16 protein-coding genes are annotated in these 17,944 nt (G+C 40.2%); 2 read left to right on the forward strand and 14 right to left on the reverse strand.

The features are described 5' to 3' along the window. Positions 1 to 115: 115 nt before the first annotated feature. The 11 genes from J2X07_RS10285 to J2X07_RS10335 all read right to left on the reverse strand — a co-directional run bounded on the left by J2X07_RS10285 (position 116) and on the right by J2X07_RS10335 (position 11,557). A complete protein-coding gene (locus tag J2X07_RS10285) occupies positions 116 to 613 on the reverse strand; it encodes a DMT family transporter (protein ID WP_310258585.1) in 498 nt (165 codons plus the stop codon). A gap of 29 nt (positions 614 to 642) precedes the next feature. Then, the gene (locus J2X07_RS10290; RefSeq protein ID WP_310258587.1) at positions 643 to 1,338 is read right to left on the reverse strand and encodes a Crp/Fnr family transcriptional regulator; all 696 of its coding nucleotides are present in this window, start codon (positions 1,336 to 1,338) and stop codon (positions 643 to 645) included. A 44-nt stretch (positions 1,339 to 1,382) separates the two neighbouring features. Then, the gene (locus J2X07_RS10295) at positions 1,383 to 1,808 is read right to left on the reverse strand and encodes a DMT family transporter (RefSeq protein ID WP_310258589.1); all 426 of its coding nucleotides are present in this window, start codon (positions 1,806 to 1,808) and stop codon (positions 1,383 to 1,385) included. Between the two features lie 603 nt (positions 1,809 to 2,411). Next, entirely contained in the window at positions 2,412 to 3,554 is a 1,143-nt protein-coding gene (locus tag J2X07_RS10300; protein ID WP_310258590.1) for an AbrB family transcriptional regulator, read from the reverse strand. Between the two features lie 360 nt (positions 3,555 to 3,914). Then, complete coding sequence (locus J2X07_RS10305) at positions 3,915 to 5,114, reverse strand: PDZ domain-containing protein (RefSeq protein ID WP_310258592.1); 1,200 nt, start codon at positions 5,112 to 5,114, stop codon at positions 3,915 to 3,917. Then, positions 5,111 to 5,287, reverse strand: a complete 177-nt coding sequence (locus J2X07_RS10310) for a hypothetical protein (protein WP_310258595.1) — start codon at positions 5,285 to 5,287, stop codon at positions 5,111 to 5,113. Before J2X07_RS10310 ends, J2X07_RS10305 begins: the two co-directional genes overlap by 4 nt. A 500-nt stretch (positions 5,288 to 5,787) precedes the next feature. Then, entirely contained in the window at positions 5,788 to 7,239 is a 1,452-nt protein-coding gene (locus J2X07_RS10315; RefSeq protein ID WP_310259027.1) for a S41 family peptidase, read from the reverse strand. Positions 7,240 to 7,381: 142 nt separating this feature from the next. Then, positions 7,382 to 8,584 (reverse strand): murein hydrolase activator EnvC family protein, encoded by a 1,203-nt coding sequence (locus J2X07_RS10320; protein ID WP_310258596.1) that lies wholly within the window; start codon positions 8,582 to 8,584, stop codon positions 7,382 to 7,384. 49 nt (positions 8,585 to 8,633) lie between these two features. Then, on the reverse strand, positions 8,634 to 9,527 hold the full coding sequence (gene ftsX / locus J2X07_RS10325; RefSeq protein WP_310258598.1) for a permease-like cell division protein FtsX: 894 nt from the start codon (positions 9,525 to 9,527) through the stop codon (positions 8,634 to 8,636). Continuing rightward, on the reverse strand, positions 9,517 to 10,203 hold the full coding sequence (ftsE, locus tag J2X07_RS10330) for a cell division ATP-binding protein FtsE (protein WP_310258600.1): 687 nt from the start codon (positions 10,201 to 10,203) through the stop codon (positions 9,517 to 9,519). The genes ftsX and ftsE overlap by 11 nt, the downstream gene beginning before the upstream one ends. A 496-nt stretch (positions 10,204 to 10,699) precedes the next feature. Continuing rightward, positions 10,700 to 11,557 carry a YitT family protein gene (locus tag J2X07_RS10335; RefSeq protein WP_396194123.1) on the reverse strand — a complete coding sequence of 286 codons (858 nt, stop codon included), beginning with the start codon at positions 11,555 to 11,557 and terminating at the stop codon, positions 10,700 to 10,702. 529 nt (positions 11,558 to 12,086) lie between these two features. Between J2X07_RS10335 and J2X07_RS10340 the strand changes: the two genes are divergently transcribed. Beyond that, positions 12,087 to 12,938 (forward strand): nuclease-related domain-containing protein, encoded by an 852-nt coding sequence (locus tag J2X07_RS10340; protein ID WP_310259028.1) that lies wholly within the window; start codon positions 12,087 to 12,089, stop codon positions 12,936 to 12,938. A 247-nt stretch (positions 12,939 to 13,185) separates the two neighbouring features. Here J2X07_RS10340 and prfB read toward each other — a convergent pair. From prfB to secA, 3 genes are all read right to left on the reverse strand, one after another. Continuing rightward, positions 13,186 to 14,284, reverse strand: a protein-coding gene (gene prfB / locus J2X07_RS10345; RefSeq protein WP_310259029.1) for a peptide chain release factor 2 whose coding sequence is annotated in 2 segments (ribosomal slippage) — positions 13,186 to 14,220 and positions 14,222 to 14,284 — 1,098 coding nt in all. Because the reading frame shifts where the segments join, the coding sequence is not laid out codon by codon here. Next, on the reverse strand, positions 14,210 to 14,434 hold the full coding sequence (locus J2X07_RS10350) for a hypothetical protein (protein WP_310259058.1): 225 nt from the start codon (positions 14,432 to 14,434) through the stop codon (positions 14,210 to 14,212). The genes prfB and J2X07_RS10350 overlap by 75 nt, the downstream gene beginning before the upstream one ends. A gap of 98 nt (positions 14,435 to 14,532) precedes the next feature. Further along, positions 14,533 to 17,052 (reverse strand): preprotein translocase subunit SecA, encoded by a 2,520-nt coding sequence (gene secA, locus J2X07_RS10355; RefSeq protein WP_310258604.1) that lies wholly within the window; start codon positions 17,050 to 17,052, stop codon positions 14,533 to 14,535. Positions 17,053 to 17,307: 255 nt separating this feature from the next. Here secA and J2X07_RS10360 point away from each other — a divergent pair, with 255 nt between their 5' ends. After that, on the forward strand, positions 17,308 to 17,901 hold the full coding sequence (locus J2X07_RS10360) for a hypothetical protein (RefSeq protein ID WP_310258606.1): 594 nt from the start codon (positions 17,308 to 17,310) through the stop codon (positions 17,899 to 17,901). The last annotated feature ends 43 nt before the right edge of the window (positions 17,902 to 17,944 follow it).

Here is a 17,944-nt window from a genome sequence, read left to right on the forward strand (position 1 = left end):
TTTTGATTCTGTATCGATATAGGTGCCAATACTTTAGAAATCAACCTGTTTCAAAAACTAAAAAAGGTATCCCATTTGTATAATTACAAAGAGATACCTAGTTAATAGGCCGTACTTATGAGGTTTGTGAAACTTTTGAAACGTGTAAATGATCCTTTACTATTGAATGTTTGCTGCGCATCCCGCTTAACTTAAACACAAAAATCCCAGCTGCGATGATTAGTACGCCTAGCAGCTGCTTCCATGTAAAAGGAACTTGAACCAGTCCAAACCATCCTAGCGAATCCCACAATAAAGCAAACCCTAACTGTGATGTAAGAGAGATTGAAATGGCATAAGTAGGTCCTAACAGCCGAATAGCATTGGTAAGACAAAACACAACACCTACACCTAGGATTCCGCATCCCCAGTACCAAAACTTCATATGATGCAAAGTAAATATATCCTTTCCCTCAAGGAAAAGTCCCATTAGTAAAGAAGCAGCAAACCCTAAAAACAATACTAATGCGGTTGTTGTCATAGAACCGGCTTTTTGGTTCACCTTGCTGTTGAAAATATTTTGCAGACAAACTAACGCTCCTGCAATAAGGGATAATAAAAGCCCTATAATCATGATTGTCCCTCCCCATTTGGCGAAATTGATTATTCGTATATATTTTGTCCTGCAAGCGCTCTTAACCCATCCCTGTTCTTCACAAGAATATAACCTTTATTCCGTTCGATCAGCCCTTGTGTACAGAACTGCTGAATAACACGATTCAGATGTCTGTAGCTTGTTCCGATTAAATTCGCTGCATCCTTGCTATTAATACTTAGCTGTCCTTTATAAAGTGAATCCGATTCATCAAAAGATGACGAAAGCAGATAACTCGCTAAACGAACTTCCACTGGATATAACAAGTTAAAGCTCATTGAGTTCGATTTTATAAAAAACTTATTCGTAATAATTTTCAGTAAAAATTGCAAAAACGGTGGATGGTCATTTACGTATTTTTTCAGCCATCGATGATGGATGCCGATCATATGAACCGATGAAACTGCCTCAACTGTGTTAACGATGTCCGTGTTTTGTACGTATTCGATGTCACCTATCACATCCATTGGTGTTTTAAAGGAGAGTATGAGAGTTTTGCCTTCAGTTGATGTCGTAAAAATTTTCACTTTGCCTTTTACGAGAATATATAAATTCTCTGCGGGCTCTCCTTGTGAGCAGATGAGTTCTCCTTGATCAAAGCTATATATTGTTAAATACGGCATGATTTCTTCATTCAAGATGAGTTCGATTTGATTTATACGTATATAATTGTTTATCAATTCACGATTTCTTAATTCTTTCATTGGCCGTTTCACTTCCTAGAATATATCTCGTAAAATCTCTAAATTTACAAACTTAAAATTAACACACCTGTCACCATCAAACCGATTCCAATAAACTGAGGAAGCTCCATCTTTTGCTTTATTACACCAAACCAGCCCTTGCTATCAATAATAAAAGCCAGACCAAGCTGCGCAATCAACAAAACAGCAATAGAAACCGTAACACCAATCAGATGAATAGCCGTGACATTGCTGAAAATTACAAATGCTCCAAAGGCTCCACCTATTAAATATAACGGTTTTACTTGCTTAAATTGTTTCCAATTTCGATCTTTCATAAATAACAAAATGATAAAAGCGAGAATAAATCCCGTAAGCTGAGTGATAGTCGCTGTTTGCCACGTACCGATATCCTGACTGATCCGTGAATTCGCTACCCCTTGCAATGTAATAAAAGCTCCACCGAAAAACGCAAATAAACTTCCCTTCATATTAACCCTCCCCAATCTCTTTCCTCTGTACTCTTATTAAAAGGTACATCAATACAGCCGGGGAAGGACATATGTCCTAAAACAAAAATAAAAGCCTGTTTTTGTATTCATTGTTGCTTTTGATAGTAGTTGATTTCCGTTCCAGGCTGCTCGTTTTCCGCGGGGCAGGCAGTGAGCCACATTCGCACGTTTCACGTATATGTGGTCTCACCTGCCCGAGAATAATATAAGATTAAAAAAGCAAAAATCTTTTAGAAAACAGCCATATAAAATAGAAGAAAAACAATGTAAATGTGGCGCCGGGATCATCTATCATTTGACGTTTTTTGTCGGTTCGTGGTTATTCGCAAAGTAACGTGGAATTATTGAAAATAACGTGGATATAAATCGTGTTTTCGTGGATATATTGGAATTTAACGTGGAATTAAATAAAAGCTAAGCTTCAAAATGTGAATTTAAGCCTGGATTTAAGGGTGGTTAACGAAATTTAGTAAATTTAATCTGAAATTTAATAAAGCAGATGTTTAAAATGAACCATTATAAACAAAAAAGAGACTCTAAAATGTAGAAAATTCACTTTAGAGTCATTTCTTTTTATTGTGTTTAACGAGTAGCTGTTTTCGCGGTTGTCTGGCGGTTCAATAACCGAAAAAAGGGCGGCATAATAAGAAAAATAGAAATTAGTCTCATTACTTGAACAGTCACAACAAAAGCAGAATCAGCATGAAGAGCAACAGACGTAGTAGCCATTTCGGCCACCCCACCAGGAGCAAATGCTAATAACGTTGTAACCAGCTGTATATGCGTTATCTCTGAAACACCAAATCCCAAAATGGCCATTACTATAATCATCCCTGTTGAAGTAAGCGATCCGAGTATTATGATATTTTTAGTTCCTGAAAACATTTTTTTATTAAGACGGGAACCAATGCTTGCACCAATCAATATTTGCGCCAACACAATTAACAGGTGCGGCCACCATGAAGTAATGGTACTGCCATGAAGTAAAGAACCTAGCATCTGGACAACAGCTACACCTAACATTCCCCCAACTAGCCAAGGAGCAGGAAGTTTTGTTCGGTTTCCTAGATAATATCCGGCGCAAGAACCTAGGATCAGAGCAATTGTCCAAGCGGCCGGATAAAATTGCAGCATGCTCGTTACGGATGAAACACTTTCACCTCCAGCTGCGATAGTACCTGTCTCGTTAACCACTTCATTTGAAGAGTGTGCCAGAATCGGCACCGTACCTACCACCAAAAAAATTCGAATCATTTGGACAAGGCTGACTGTTACTGTATTTGCGCCAACTTCCTCTGCAATACTTGGCATTGCTGATATTCCGCCAGGCGTTGTACTAAATAAACTTGTAAGCATATCTGCATTGCTGAAACGCCAAAGGATAACACCACATAACATCGCAAAAATGATCGATAACAGAAGCATGATTGTGATGATAACAAAATTGTTTTCAAACGTCTCCAGAACAGACATGCTCATTTGCTGACCTAATGTTATTCCAATTATCGCTTGTCCAATATGGCGCCAATAAGGCTGAATTCCCTTTTTAAAAGTTTTCATGTTCAGCCACGCTGGTTCATGGAATGAAAGAAAGCCTGCCATTACTAGCGTCCCAACCATCCAGCCGATCGACATTCCTGTGAGTGAAAGCAAATATCCCCCCATACTGCTTAGCAGAATAAAGAAAATATTTTGGAATAACCTGCTGTCCTTGATTATTTTCATGGTTACAGCTGCTCCCTTCTCCTATAGAAGTTAAATTTCAAGTGAACATTACACCTGTCATTATAGGGAGAGATTATAAAAGGAATGTTACAGAAACAAAAAGAACGAGTGTTGATTTTCATGGGATATTTTACATTGACGAAACAATTTTACATGCGACAGAGGAAAGTTATCCAAGCATTCATGCGATTTTTAAAAATCATTTTATATATATTCTTAATGGAACAATCCCCACTACTAAACTAAGAATACCTCCTTAACTGTTTGCAAAATGAAAAAGAGCTCACTTTTGATGAGCTCTTTTCATTCACAAATGGCTATTTTAATAAGTATAAAAAAATCATTCCTTAGAACTCTTACTTAGTTCCCAACAGCTCTATTCTTCTCAACCACATCATGGACAAGAAGAACGCCAAGCTGATGATGTTCATTTTGATAAAGTGAACCTTGTACAAATCGAACTTCACCGTTTAAGTCGAGTACTTCAAGCTTGCAGTAGGCAGCATTCACCTGAAGAGCCCGATAAAGGCTCGTTTCTTGTGTTAAAACAACACCATTTGCTTTTACAATCACCTCGCCTATCTTCAGCCCCATTTTTGCAGCTGGTGTTCCTGGGACAACCCCAAGGATAATGAGCCCCTTGTCACGCTGGACGAAATAAGAAGGCCTCGTATCATCCCGCTGACTTGTAACGAGTGTGATCAGTTCACGTCCCGCAAGCCCTGCAGCGATCGAGATAGCAAGCAGTAATGGCAGTTCGAAAAAGTGTCCAGCAGTGGCGATTGCAAGAACAATAACTCCTAGTAACAGCACTTGTTTCCCAAGATGTTTAATGGCTTCTGCAGGCAAAGTATGTGTAACAAGCTGACGATAACCAATTGCAAATGGCACTAAAAAGAACGAAAAACCGATCGCTCCCATTGGAAACAGCGGCCACCAATCCATAACGGGGATGGAGCCTGCAGGCAGTAAAAGAAACTGAGGAGTAATCCAGAAGCGTGTTGCTTCGTGTCCGCCGACATAGTGACCTCTTTTACCTTTAAATAATCGAGGCGACGTACGCTCCGACCCTTTCCAAACGATCAGAATCCCTTCTTGAATCAATAAGACACCTAAAATAACAGCCAATGAATCTAGCGGTGTTTTTTCAATATCCTTGAACCATTGATCTAAAAAGCTTACTCCTGTATCCACACGCGGCAGTACTAAACCGATAATCGCTGCTATACTTACCGCATAAGCAGGTGCCATAAATCGTGTTTTAAACGTGAGACCAAGCACTACATAAATGATACCGATTAACGCGATCATTCCAAGGGGAAGAGTTACCCCGGCAACTACGAATACAATAGAACCGATAAGACCGATTAAAATTCCCGGAAAAACGGACAATATGAGATTATCTATAACCGGGTGTACTTTTACCTTAAATTCTTTTCTTTCGCGTTTCACCCGTTTAAATCCGATCAAAAATGCGATAAATAAAAAACCATAAAATAAAGGGTGTAAAAAAAGCAATCCCATGCCGTGAAGCAGTTCACTTACAAAGGTGTCTGTCATGGGCGTTCTCTCCTTTTCTCATCTGTAATCTGATCTAATTTTTCTTCGATATGTTTTAGTCTTTTATCAGTAGTGAAAGCTCGTTTAGTAAGCATTCCAATACCACTAATTATAGCAAACAGCATGATAAATGCTACTAACTGATAAATGATATCCCCCGTATTGAATTCCAATGTTATTACTCCCTCTTTTAAAAGAAAGTTAAAGCATTCACCTACAAACACTTTAACTCATCAGCCGTTTATTGTTTAAAATTATGTATCTTTTTTCAAAAATTATTTAAGGGCAATGGGCTAAAAAGCTGCTCTTTGTACTCAGTGCCAGGATTTATGTCGATGAGGATTTCTGTAGTCATTGCAGCAGACAGTTGATAACCCAAATCGTTGCTTGAAGATATGCTTTTGAGGCATTTAACTTCATTGACAAGTTGATTGTAGAGCAAGGTGCGAGACTCCTGCGGGATCAGTGGGACAGGTGAGACATTTAAAGGTGCATAGCGCCAATATGGCTCACCGCCCGCCCCGCGGAAAGCGAGCATCCTGGAGCGAAAATCAACTGCTCTCAGTTGCTAACACTGCCTTTACTTTCACAATCGTGAACAAAACAAATCCGCAGAGAAGGATTCTCTACGGATAGTATTCGTGTTACAGTTGGTTTTTCCTGCTATTATCCCTTATTTTGCAACCAATTCCATAGCGGTTTGAAGCTGAGCATCGTTTTTTTCGTTTCGAATCGAATCGATCACTTTTGCTTCCATTTTACCAGCAGTTTTTTCATCCACTTTCCCTGTTGCAGGCAATTTGTTTGCTCGTTGGAAAGCTGTTACAGCAGCTTGTGTTTTATCATCAAAGTAGCCATCTTCACGCCCTGTTTGGAACCCAAGTCCATTCAGCATTATCTGTGCATTCTTTACTTGCTCATTGTTCATATCGAACGCGAGCGGCTTTTTGATTGAGATCGGATTCGTATAGAAGTATTCAGGCTGTTTTACTTCAAACGTCGGCTTGATCCCTTTTTTATGAATCCAGTTTCCATCAGGAGTGAGCCATTTAAATAGCGTCAGTTTGATGTTGCTTCCGTCACCAAGGTCAATCGTTTGCTGAACGGTACCTTTACCAAAAGATTTCTCACCGACAAGGTCATAATCACCGGCTTCTTTCAATGCCCCTGCCAAAATTTCAGAAGCAGACGCACTTCCTTTATCGATCAATCCAACAATCGGATAAGCTTTCTTTTCTTTTAAGGCGGAAACATATCGCTGTTTGTTTCCTTTACGGTCTTCAATTTGCACAAACGGCTTATTCTCAGGAATGATCTGACGCAGAATGCTATCGACTGCCTCTAAGTATCCGCCTGGGTTTCCGCGAACATCGATTACGAGTCCGTCAATGCCTTCTTTTTCAAGCTCTGTTAAGTGCTTTTTGAAGTCAGTACCCGTCTTTTCAGAGAAAGAAGTGATTTCCAGTACTCCGATTTTCTTCCCGTTTACTTTGTGCGTCTTCCCATATACGGTTTCAATCGGAATTTCGTCACGTTTCACTTGAACATCCATTATGTTACTCACACCGGTGCGTTTCACACCTAATTTTACGATGGAACCCTTTTCACCGCGGATTTTCAATACAGCTTTGTAAAGGTCTAACCCTTCTACACTTTTGCCGTCAATCGTGATGATCTGATCGTTCGGCTTCAACCCTGCTTTTTCAGCTGGTGAATCTTTGAATGGCGCAACAATCGTCACTTTACCGTCCACCATGCTTACTTCAGCACCAATTCCTTCAAATGATGAATCAAGAGATTGCGTAAATTGCGTAGCCGTATCTTCGTCCATATAAACGGAATATGGATCTTTTAACGTTTTGACCATCCCCTGGATAGCCCCTTCTAGCAATTTTTCGCGATCCACATCTTGTACGTAACGAGAAGATATGATTTCATACGTCTTTTGAAGCTTTGCAAATTCTTCGTTGCTGTCTACCTTTGTTTTTGTTTTGGGCAGGTCGGTCACACCAGTATTCTGCACATAGCTGGAATTATTACCGAACCAGGCAGAATAGCCATACATTCCTCCAGCACCAACAACCATGGATAACACAATCAGCAGGGCCAACATCTTCTTATTCACGTTCATTCTGCTCACCTCATTTTTGCAGGAAAAGGCATCACACCCTGCAAAGTGCGATGCCTACCATTGTAAGAGATTCGACAAAGAATAGCCTGTCTCCTACTTCACTATATGAATTGCTTGTATACTTTATGTGTTTATTTTACCAGTATGCTGCAGGATTTACAGCATTGGATTTCGCCTGGTTCCATGGTCCTTTGTGCAATTCAAAATGCAAATGCTGACCAGTAGAGCGTCCAGTGCTTCCCATGTTGCCAAGAACTGTACCTCTAGACACAGATTGACCGTTAGAAACGTTGCGTCCTGTCATGTGAGCATAAACGGTTGTCCACTGCTGGCCATTGATAGAATGCGAAATGAATACGCAATTCCCGTAAGATGAAGAGTAATAAGAACGAATGACAGTACCGTCAGCTGCTGCATGAACAGGAACAGTTCCAGCTTGAGCGATGTCAATTCCTTCATGGAACTCGCCAGGTCTTTGACCAAATGGAGAAGTGATCATACCTGCTGCTGGTTTCATGATCATGCCGTTCCCTACAGGTACATCAGCAGTTGCTCCGCCTGAACTCGCTCTTTGGCTTGCTCGTTGACGTGCTCGTTCTTGCTCTTTCTTAAACGCTTCTTCTTGCTGTTTTAACAGTTCACCTTCATTTTCAACCTTATGCATTTCTGCTTCGATGTCGCCTTGCTCTTTTTGAAGAGATTTCATCAGACGGTCTTTTTCAGCTCTTTGTGCTTCTAGCTGCTGCTGAAGTTTTTGAAGATCTTTCATGGCCACTTGAAGGCTGTTCAATTTCTTCTCGACTTGAGCCATCTTGGAATCTAGAAGTTCTTTGTCTTTCTTTTGTTCCTCTAGTAATTCGCGATCTTGTTCTGCAATTAAATTAAGTGCTAAAACACGATCCAGAAAATCACCAAAATCTTTAGAGCCTAGAACAACTTCTAAGTAAGATACGGCTCCTCCAGATTCATACATCGAGTTTACACGGTCTTTTAATAACTTATCACGTTCTGCGATACGCTTTTCAACAGCCGTAATCTCGATTCTTAACTGCTGAATTTCAGCTTGTGTGTTTGAAATATCTGTTTGTTTTTTTGTAATTTGATCATCTGTTTGAGATGATAATTTATCGAGTCGTGCGATTTCTGCATTTACGGATGCTTGGTCACTCTTGTTCGCGTCTAGCTGTGACTTTGTACTTTCAGCTTTTTTCGCATTTTCTTGTTGTTTTTTCTTGATGCTGGATAAAGATTCCGCGTGAACGGATTCAGAGTGATACACAGAAAAAGCGCTCAGTGCCATAGATAAAGATAACACTGTACTAAACACCTTGCGTTTCATTCGTTTTCCTCCCCTTAACCCCTATTAATTTGTGAATCTTTCTTAGTTGCTATATTTTCAAGAACTTACGGACAGATGTTAAGCTTCCCCAAACACCGATCACTCCACCGATCAGCAGCATCAAGATCGATAGCTGCGGGATGAGAGGTGTGACAGGCAATAGCTCGATAAACACAGTCCCTAACTTCTGATTGACTATATCAAAGATAGTTTGATATCCAACTGCGATTACAATAATAGGAAGGAGGGCACCGCATACACCCAATGCAAATCCTTCAATAAAGAATGGCCAGCGGATAAATCCATTTGTTGCACCAACGAGCTTCATAATCTCAATCTCACGGCGGCGAGATACAATCGTAAGCTTGATTGTGTTAGAGATTAAGAACATCGCTGTAAAAACAAGTCCAAGTACAAGGAAAACACCAACATTACGAGCGGTATCTGTCACTTTAAACAGTTTTTCAACTGTACCTTGTCCATACTCTACTTTGCTGACAAACTTCAGTTTATCAACTTCCTTTGCAACCTCAGCAGTATCCTGAGGCTTGTCTGTCTTGACGATATAAGCATCACGCAAAGGATTTTCCTTTTTTAATGAAGAGAAGACTTTCCCTTCGTCTCCAAGACTTTTAATCAGCTCATCCAAACCTTCTTCTTTCGATTGAAACTCAACTGATTTTACTTTATCAATCTGTTCAAGCTGGTTTTTAAAGGCTTTGTAGTTTTCAGGTTTTTCTGTTCGCTCAATATAAGCTCGAATTTGTACATCATCTTCTATTTGATTAGCAATATAGTTAATGTTCAAAAGAATAGCCAGAAATACACTGACTAATAGCAATGTTACGGTTACTGCACTAATGGAAGCGAAAGACATCCAGCCGTTTCGTCCCATACTCTTGAATGCTTCTTTAATGTGACGGTTTAATGTTCTAATCTTCATAGCCGTAATCCCCCTTCGCCTCATCACGTACAATTCGGCCGCCTTCGATAGCGATTACGCGCTTTGTGATTGTATTTACTATTTCTTTATTGTGTGTCGCCATGACAACAGTCGTGCCACGTTCGTTTATTGTTTTGAAAATGTCCATGATTTCCCAAGCTGTTTCTGGATCCAGGTTTCCTGTCGGCTCATCCGCAATAATGACCGGCGGATGATTCACGATGGATCGAGCGATCGATACACGCTGCTGTTCTCCACCTGATAGTTCATCCGGGAACATTCGTGCTTTATTTTTCAGCTTAACTAAATCAAGTACTTCCATAACCCGCTCACGGATTACTTTTGGTGATTCTTCAATAACTTCAAGCGCAAAAGCAACGTTCTCAAATACCGTCAATCGCGGTAAAAGCTTAAAGTCCTGGAACACAACACCAATCTTTCTTCTTACTTTTGGAATCTGTCTTTCTTTTACTTTTGAAAGGTTAGTTCCATTAATAATAATGGATCCTTGAGTTGGTTTTTCTTCACGGAACATACATTTGATAAAAGTGGATTTACCAGCTCCACTCGGTCCTACTACATAAACAAATTCACCTTTTTCGATGTGGACATCAATACCGTTAAGTGCCATGACACCATTCGGATACGTTTTCCACACATCAATCATTTCTATCAAACAAAATCACTTCCTTACTACCCCAAAATATTTCCCTTATCAATCAACAAGTGCAATCTATTTAATTAAAAATTGATCTTTTTTACAATGATTTTTCGACATAAACTCGATTATTGTCAAAAATTAACCGCAATACCTATTATAACATCTCGAACTGACAATTTTATTACAGTTATATTTCATCTTATAAGAACAAGGGACCATGGTCATGTTTTATTGCGCTTGCACTTGAAAAAATACGACACAATTCGCTCTAATCCTTCAATATCACAAAAAACCTGCAGAAAAAGGTTTCGACATTGGCAAGGAAAAGACGACCATAGAACCTAAAATCGGGACCTTTTATCCTGTAAAAAGGGATGTTTTTACCGCCTAAAATAGTTGGAAATCATGTTTTTCAACAAGTTACAGGCAATAAGTACTATAACAAATATAAAAAACCAGTCAACTTTTAATGTGCGACTGGCTTTTATCATCGTTTTGGATTGTATAAGATCTAGCGTTTAAAACCCTCTCCTAATACTTCATTCGCGTTCACCACGATTACGAAGGCAGAAGGATCAACACTTTCTACATATTGTTTCAGTTTCGTAACCTCATATTGTGCAACGACGACCATCAGCATCGGACGCTCGTCTTGCGTATAGCCGCCAAACGCGTTAATCTTCGTCACCCCTCTGTAAATATGGGTCAGGATTCCTTGACGAAGCTCATCTTCATGATCAGATATGATCAGCGCCATTTTCGACGTTCCAAGACCTATCTGGACGACGTCAATCGTTTTTGCCGTAATAAACATCGCGATCAGCGCGTAAAGGGCTTGTTCAATCCCGAAAATAAGGGCAGAAGTAAGGACGATTGTACCGTCAATAAACATAATAATCGTTCCGAGTGACATCCCAATATATTTATGGATAATCTGTGCGAGAAGATCAACCCCGCCAGTCGATGCTTTTCCTCTAAATACGATTCCAAGTCCCGATCCTACTCCAAGACCGCCAAAAATCGCACCTAATAGCGGGTCTTGCGTTGCCGCTCCCCAAGGTTCAAAAATAAGAACAAAAAGTGGAATAACAACCGTTCCAACGAGCGTTTTTGCGCCAAACTGTCTTCCGAGGAAAAAGAGCCCCGCGAAAAAGAGCGGAATATTAAGCGCCCACTGTACATAGGAAGGCTTCCAGTGGAATAGCCCGTATAAAATTGTGGAGATTCCGCTAACTCCGCCAGAAGCGATCTGGTTTGGAAGCAGGAATACCGAGAACGCCAGCGCCACAAGCCCTGAACCGATAATTACATATAAATACTCTAAAATAACTTGTACAGTGGGATGTAAAAACCCACGATTTTTCCTGATTGCCATAATCATAGCTGCAAGTAACCCTCAAACTTTCATAAGGAATATTTTTTTCAAACGAAAAAAGTATATCAAGCTTAGTATATCCTTGTAAACGAGAGCCTAGTGCCGCGGTGATGAGGTGAAGGGGCATTGTGGATGAGTAGTGGCGAACTGTTGGGGCAGTTTGGACCTTAATGTGATTCTAGGCTGTCGAATTATGTTAGTTGATGGAGTTTCGTGGTTATTAGAGAAAAAAGTGTGGGATTCAACAAAATTTTTATGGGTATTCGCGCAATTTCTCTGGGTATCCAGTTCATTTTCCTGCAATTAACACCCTCCTGAACTTTAATTTGCCAATTTCACCTTTTGAAGTTCATTTAAAAGGGGTGCAAAATACAGAAATAATCAATAAGGAGGTTTTTTTATCAAAAAACAACAGAATTCACCTATCTATATTAAAAAATATGAAGCTTTAACACGAAGACTTATACCCTCACATCCAAAAAGATCACGTATCGAAGATCAATTAGGTATATTTCAGTCTGGAATAAAAGGTGAGACATCACTTAACTACTTTTATCGGTATTTACCTCAACAGGAATTTATTATTCTCCCTAATATCAGGATTTATCATATGGATTATTTTTTTCAAATAGATACACTTCTTCTAAATCCACATTTTTGTCTTGTATTAGAAGTGAAAAATTATTCCGGTCATCTTTATTTTGATGGGGATTATAAACAGCTAATTAGAACGAAAGATGATAAAAAGGACATTTTTGATTGTCCTATCCAACAAGTTAAGCGGCAAGTATTCCACCTTTCAAAAATTATTGAATTGAACAAACTCCCCACTATTCCCATTGAATCTCTTGTTGTGTTCACACATCCAAAAGCACATATTGAAAGTTCACCCAATTATTATGAAGCTTTAAAAATGGTAATCAAAAGTCCCTTATTATCTGAGAGAATTAGTGATTTATATCGTAAATATTCAAAACAAGTATACTCTCCCAAAGAGATTAAAAAAATGGTGAGAACATTAAAAAAATACAATGAACCGTATGACCCTAATCTGATTAAAAAATATGAAATTGATCCAAAACATTTATTTAACGGGGTGTTATGTCCCATATGTGAGACAAATACGATGGAATATATCAGGACCAATTGGAAGTGTCCGATTTGTAATACAACTTCAAAAAAAGAACATATTGCAGCTTTAACAGACTACGCACTATTAATTTCAACAACAATTTCAAATAAAGAATGTAAGGAGTATTTAAAGTTAACATCCAGCAGTAAAGCCTATCACTTGCTAAGTTCACTAAATTTTCCTTATACAGGATCAACAAAGTCTCGTATTTATCATTTAGACTCTCTAATCAGTGACAAATAGCCATATAAGAGCATTTTGAAGGGTAATCTAAAGGATAATATTTGCTAATACCACAATTATGAGTTGGAATCCCAGACTTTTTACGGTTTTTCCCAGACTTTTCTGTTTGAATCCCAGACTTTTTTCTGACAATACCACACTTTTCTCATAGATAACCACGAACCTGCAAAATTCGACAACACTACAACACGCCTCCTCACAAAAACAAACAAACGAAAAACCCCCGCCAGCGCGGAGGTTCCCTATCTTAAAGCTTTGATCTCAAGTATGAATCGATGAACGGTGTAATTTCGCCGTCCATGACGGATTGTACGTTACCGACTTCGGTGTTTGTGCGGTGATCTTTTACAAGACTGTAGGGATGGAAGACGTATGAACGAATCTGACTTCCCCAGCCGATTTCTTTTTGCTCCCCGCGGATTTCATTTAGCTGAGCCTGCTGCTCTTCTAAACGGCGCTGCACGAGTTTCGCCATCATCATTTTCATTGCACGGTCGCGGTTTTTGATCTGTGAACGTTCGGTTTGGCAAGAAACAACCGTGTTCGTCGGAATATGTGTCATACGAACGGCAGAGTCAGTCGTGTTAACGTGCTGACCGCCCGCGCCTGACGCTCGGTACGTATCAATTTTCAAATCCTCAGTACGGATTTCGATCTCGGAATCGTCCGTAATCTCTGGCATTACTTCACATGAAACGAATGACGTGTGACGGCGGCCAGACGAGTCAAACGGCGAAATACGCACTAAGCGGTGCACACCTTTTTCAGCCTTCAAATAGCCATAAGCATTATGTCCTTTAATGCTCAATGTTACCGATTTCACACCTGCTTCGTCACCTGGCAGATAATCGAGTGTTTCCACTTTATAGCCTTGGCGCTCCGCATAGCGAGTGTACATACGAAGCAGCATGGATGCCCAATCTTGGGATTCCGTACCGCCAGCACCTGGATGAAGTTCCAGGATCGCGTTGTTTTTATCGTAAGGTTCGCTCAACAAAAGCTGAAGCTCGAAGTCATTTAATTTAGCAATCAAACTCTTTAAATCTTTCACAAGCTCTTTTTGAAGATCAGCGTCTGGTTCTTCCTTCACTAGCTCGTGAGCGACTTCCAAATCGTCATATGAGGAAGAAAGCTCTTCAAACTCGTTTACTTGTTCTTTTAATCCGTTTGCTTCATTAATAACAACCTGTGCAGCATTTTGGTCATCCCAAAATGTCGGAGCACTCATCTGCTCATCTAGTTCAGCAATGCGGGCTTTTTTTGTATCAAGGTCAAAGAGACCCCCTAAAGTCGTTGATTCGTTTTTCGATGATGTTTAGTTCCTGTTTTACTTCTACTAAATCCATAGTCTCTGCACCTCTAATTTTTATTGTGACCGCTTTTTTAACATATGCGGCATGTGAATGGTTTATCATAAAGAAAAACTTGGCTGACACCAAGCCTTTTCTGTCAGCCTTAGTTGCACTTATACTATCGACTTTAACTTGTATCTGCATGGATTATCTCCCTGCCTACAAGTTATGCTTTCTGATAGTATAAACGCAGTAAAGAGAGCCCCTGAAGAGACTCCCTTCACTTTTATGCTGATCACGAATTATTCGACATCTGCCCCGTGACATTGCTTGTATTTTTTACCGCTTCCGCACGGACAAGGAGCGTTTCGCTTGATGTCCTGCTTCTTGCGGGCTGGCTTCTTTTTCGTTTCTTGCTTGTCGCTCGGAACGACCGCTTTCCCTTCAGCCACTTGTTCACGCTGCATATTTTGATTTTGCTCGACTTGCGCTTTTAAAATATACGTAGTGACTTCCTCTTCAATCGCAGCGATCATCGCTTCAAACATTTCGAAGCCTTCGAATTGATATTCACGCAATGGATCCACTTGACCGTACGCACGAAGGTGAATACCTTGGCGAAGCTGCTCCATTTGATCGATATGATCCATCCACTTGCTGTCAACAGAACGAAGAATGACTGCTTTTTCAAACTCTGCCATCTGTTCAGCCGGCATCATCGTTTCTTTCTCGGCAAACGCTGCATGAACCTTGCTTTGAATCTTCTCTAAAATCTCTTCACGGTCAAGACCGAACAGATCTTTTTCCGTAAATACAGGCTCAGTGAACATAACCGCGTTCACATAGTCCACGATTTCTTTGATGTCCCACTCTTCTTGAACTTCTGCATCAGGTGTATGAACCGTTACGATACGTTCGATTGTTGAATCAATCATACGCAAGACGATATCGCTCAAGTTTTCAGCGTCTAATACGTCTTGACGCTGAGCATAAATGATTTCACGCTGCTGACGCATAACATCGTCATATTGCAGGAGCTGTTTACGAGCATCGAAGTTTGAACCTTCCACTCGTTTTTGTGCAGATTCAACCGCTTTTGTTACGAGTTTTGACTCAATTGGCGTATCTTCATCCATCCCAAGACGCTCCATCATGTTCATCAAGTTATCAGAACCGAAACGTCTCATCAATTCATCTTCCATCGAGATGTAGAATTGAGAAGAACCTGGGTCACCTTGACGACCAGCACGGCCTCGAAGCTGATTATCGATACGGCGGGATTCATGACGCTCTGTACCTAAAATGTGCAGACCGCCTACTTCACGAACACCTTCGCCAAGCTTGATATCTGTACCACGGCCAGCCATGTTTGTTGCGATTGTTACCATGCCAAGCTGACCAGCGTTCTCGATGATCTCTGCTTCACGCTCATGATTTTTCGCGTTTAACACGTTATGCTGAATTTTACGTTTGCTTAATAGCTGAGATAGCAACTCAGATGTTTCAACGGCAACCGTACCAACAAGGATCGGCTGTCCCGTTTTATGGCGCTCTTCGATTTCATTAGCAATCGCCTTGAACTTTCCTTGCATGGTTTTATAAATAAGATCAGATCTGTCATCACGTGCGATCGGACGGTTTGTTGGAATCACGATAACATCCATGTTGTAGATGTTGCGGAATTCCTCTTCTTCCGTTTTCGCCGTACCCGTCATACCAGCAAGCTTGTTGTACATACGGAAATAGTTCTGGAATGTAATCGTTGCAAGGGTCATGCTTTCACGCTGAATCTCTAGCCCTTCTTTTGCCTCGATCGCCTGGTGAAGCCCGTCACTATAACGGCGTCCAGCCATCAAACGGCCTGTGAATGGGTCAACGATAACGATTTCGCCGTCTTGGACAACATAATCAACGTCCAGATGCATGATTGCTTGTGCTTTTAATGCTTGGTTAATATGGTGATTCAACGTAACATGCTGATAGTCGTAAAGGTTATCAATGCTGAACATTTGCTCTGCTTTGTTGATTCCTTCTTCTGTCAGCTGTACGTTCTTTGTTTTTTCATCAACTGTAAAATCCGTTTCTTTTTTCAACCGACGCACAAACATGTTTGCCATTTGATAAAGCTGTGTTGATTTTGCCGCTGATCCTGAAATGATAAGCGGAGTACGCGCTTCATCGACAAGGATGGAATCGACTTCATCGACGATCGCATAGTTGCGGCGCTGAACCATTTGTTCTTTGTACACAACCATGTTGTCACGCAAATAATCGAATCCGAACTCATTGTTCGTACCGTACGTAATATCAGCGTCATATGCTTCACGCTTTTCTTCTTTTGAAAGGTCTGAAACATTCAAACCAACCTCTAGACCAAGGAAGTTGTATAAAGGACCCATGATCTCGGAGTCACGGCGAGCCAAGTATTCGTTGACCGTAACAACGTGAACCCCTTGTCCGCTAAGCGCGTTCAAGTATACCGGCATTGTCGCAACGAGCGTTTTACCTTCACCGGTTTTCATTTCTGCAATGTTACCTTCATGAAGTGCAACCGCACCCATGATCTGAACAGGGTAATGACGCATCTTCAGCACGCGTTCAGAAGCTTCACGCACAGTGGCAAACGCTTCTGGCATAAGATCGTCCAGTGACTCTCCTTTTTCGATGCGTTCTTTGAATTCGATGGTTTTTTGAGCTAAAGCTTCATCACTGTATGCTTTAAACTCATCGCTTAACGCTTCAACTTTTTCTGCAATTTTCTCGTATCTATTTAACGATCTGTCATTGGAAGTTGGAAAAATCTTTTTCAAAATGCTTATCATTCGAATAAACGCTCCCTGTTTTCGAGAATTATATACCACTTCTATTCTACCAGTTTGTGATTCGAGCCACAAGAAATCCCAAATCTTTTCCCTACTATTATTATATCGGATATTATAGAGCATCCTGCAACTCAATCCCTGTTTATGTAAAACTTTATAAAGTTTAGGTTGATTGAATATTTAAACATGTGTTTCATTACAGACATAATGTGAAAAATTTGGTAAAATAATGGAAAGGCATACAGGAGGTTAACAATGGAACATACCGGTCTGAAAAGAACAAACATAAAAGAAGGAGAAAAACGCAGCGAGAAAAAGAAAACGATCATCCTAACGGTAGTATTAAGTTTGTTTCTTATCGGAGGAGTTGGCACATGGGGATTTTATACATTTTATGGACATCGATCATTAGCTGGCATGGATATACCTTCTAAAGAAGATATAAAAACCGTAGTAAAAGAAAGCGGAACGGACATCTACAAACCAACAATTGAGGTGCCAGAGAGCACAATCAATGAACGGATAAACGAAATGCACGATTACTGGAACCAAGAACTCGGTTATGGAGAATGGGGTCATTATAATTTCAAAGCGAATCGCGAGGAATTAAAAAGCAAAGCATCAGAGATCGAAACTGACATTCTTCCATATGTTTCGGGTCCTTTGCAAACAGACATTGAAAAAGCGATTACATACACGCGGAATGGCTTTGAAAAAAAGGATATCGATTCTCTCAAAATGGCGCATCGTATTTTTCATGATCTAGATATAACACTGAATGACTATAAAGCCGGTGATTTCTGGAATGCAACAAAAACAGCGAAATGGATCAAAGAAAAATCAAGTTAAACAATAAAAAAGCACTGCCTCAGAAGTTCGAGAGCAATGCTTT

Source organism: Fictibacillus barbaricus, from assembly GCF_031457135.1.
GTDB classification, from domain to species: Bacteria; Bacillota; Bacilli; order Bacillales; family Fictibacillaceae; genus Fictibacillus; species Fictibacillus barbaricus_A.

Excerpts from the sequence above, each read along its gene's own strand:
- J2X07_RS10360 (WP_310258606.1), top strand. The coding sequence starts at position 17,308 with ATGGAACATACCGGTCTGAAAAGAACAAACATAAAAGAAGGAGAAAAA.
- J2X07_RS10350 (WP_310259058.1), bottom strand. The coding sequence starts at position 14,434 with ATGCAGATACAAGTTAAAGTCGATAGTATAAGTGCAACTAAGGCTGAC.
- ftsX (WP_310258598.1), bottom strand. The coding sequence starts at position 9,527 with ATGAAGATTAGAACATTAAACCGTCACATTAAAGAAGCATTCAAGAGT.
- secA (WP_310258604.1), bottom strand. The coding sequence starts at position 17,052 with ATGATAAGCATTTTGAAAAAGATTTTTCCAACTTCCAATGACAGATCG.
- J2X07_RS10305 (WP_310258592.1), bottom strand. The coding sequence starts at position 5,114 with ATGACAGACACCTTTGTAAGTGAACTGCTTCACGGCATGGGATTGCTT.
- J2X07_RS10295 (WP_310258589.1), bottom strand. The coding sequence starts at position 1,808 with ATGAAGGGAAGTTTATTTGCGTTTTTCGGTGGAGCTTTTATTACATTG.
- J2X07_RS10285 (WP_310258585.1), bottom strand. The coding sequence starts at position 613 with ATGATTATAGGGCTTTTATTATCCCTTATTGCAGGAGCGTTAGTTTGT.
- J2X07_RS10320 (WP_310258596.1), bottom strand. The coding sequence starts at position 8,584 with ATGAAACGCAAGGTGTTTAGTACAGTGTTATCTTTATCTATGGCACTG.
- J2X07_RS10300 (WP_310258590.1), bottom strand. The coding sequence starts at position 3,554 with ATGAAAATAATCAAGGACAGCAGGTTATTCCAAAATATTTTCTTTATT.
- J2X07_RS10290 (WP_310258587.1), bottom strand. The coding sequence starts at position 1,338 with ATGAAAGAATTAAGAAATCGTGAATTGATAAACAATTATATACGTATA.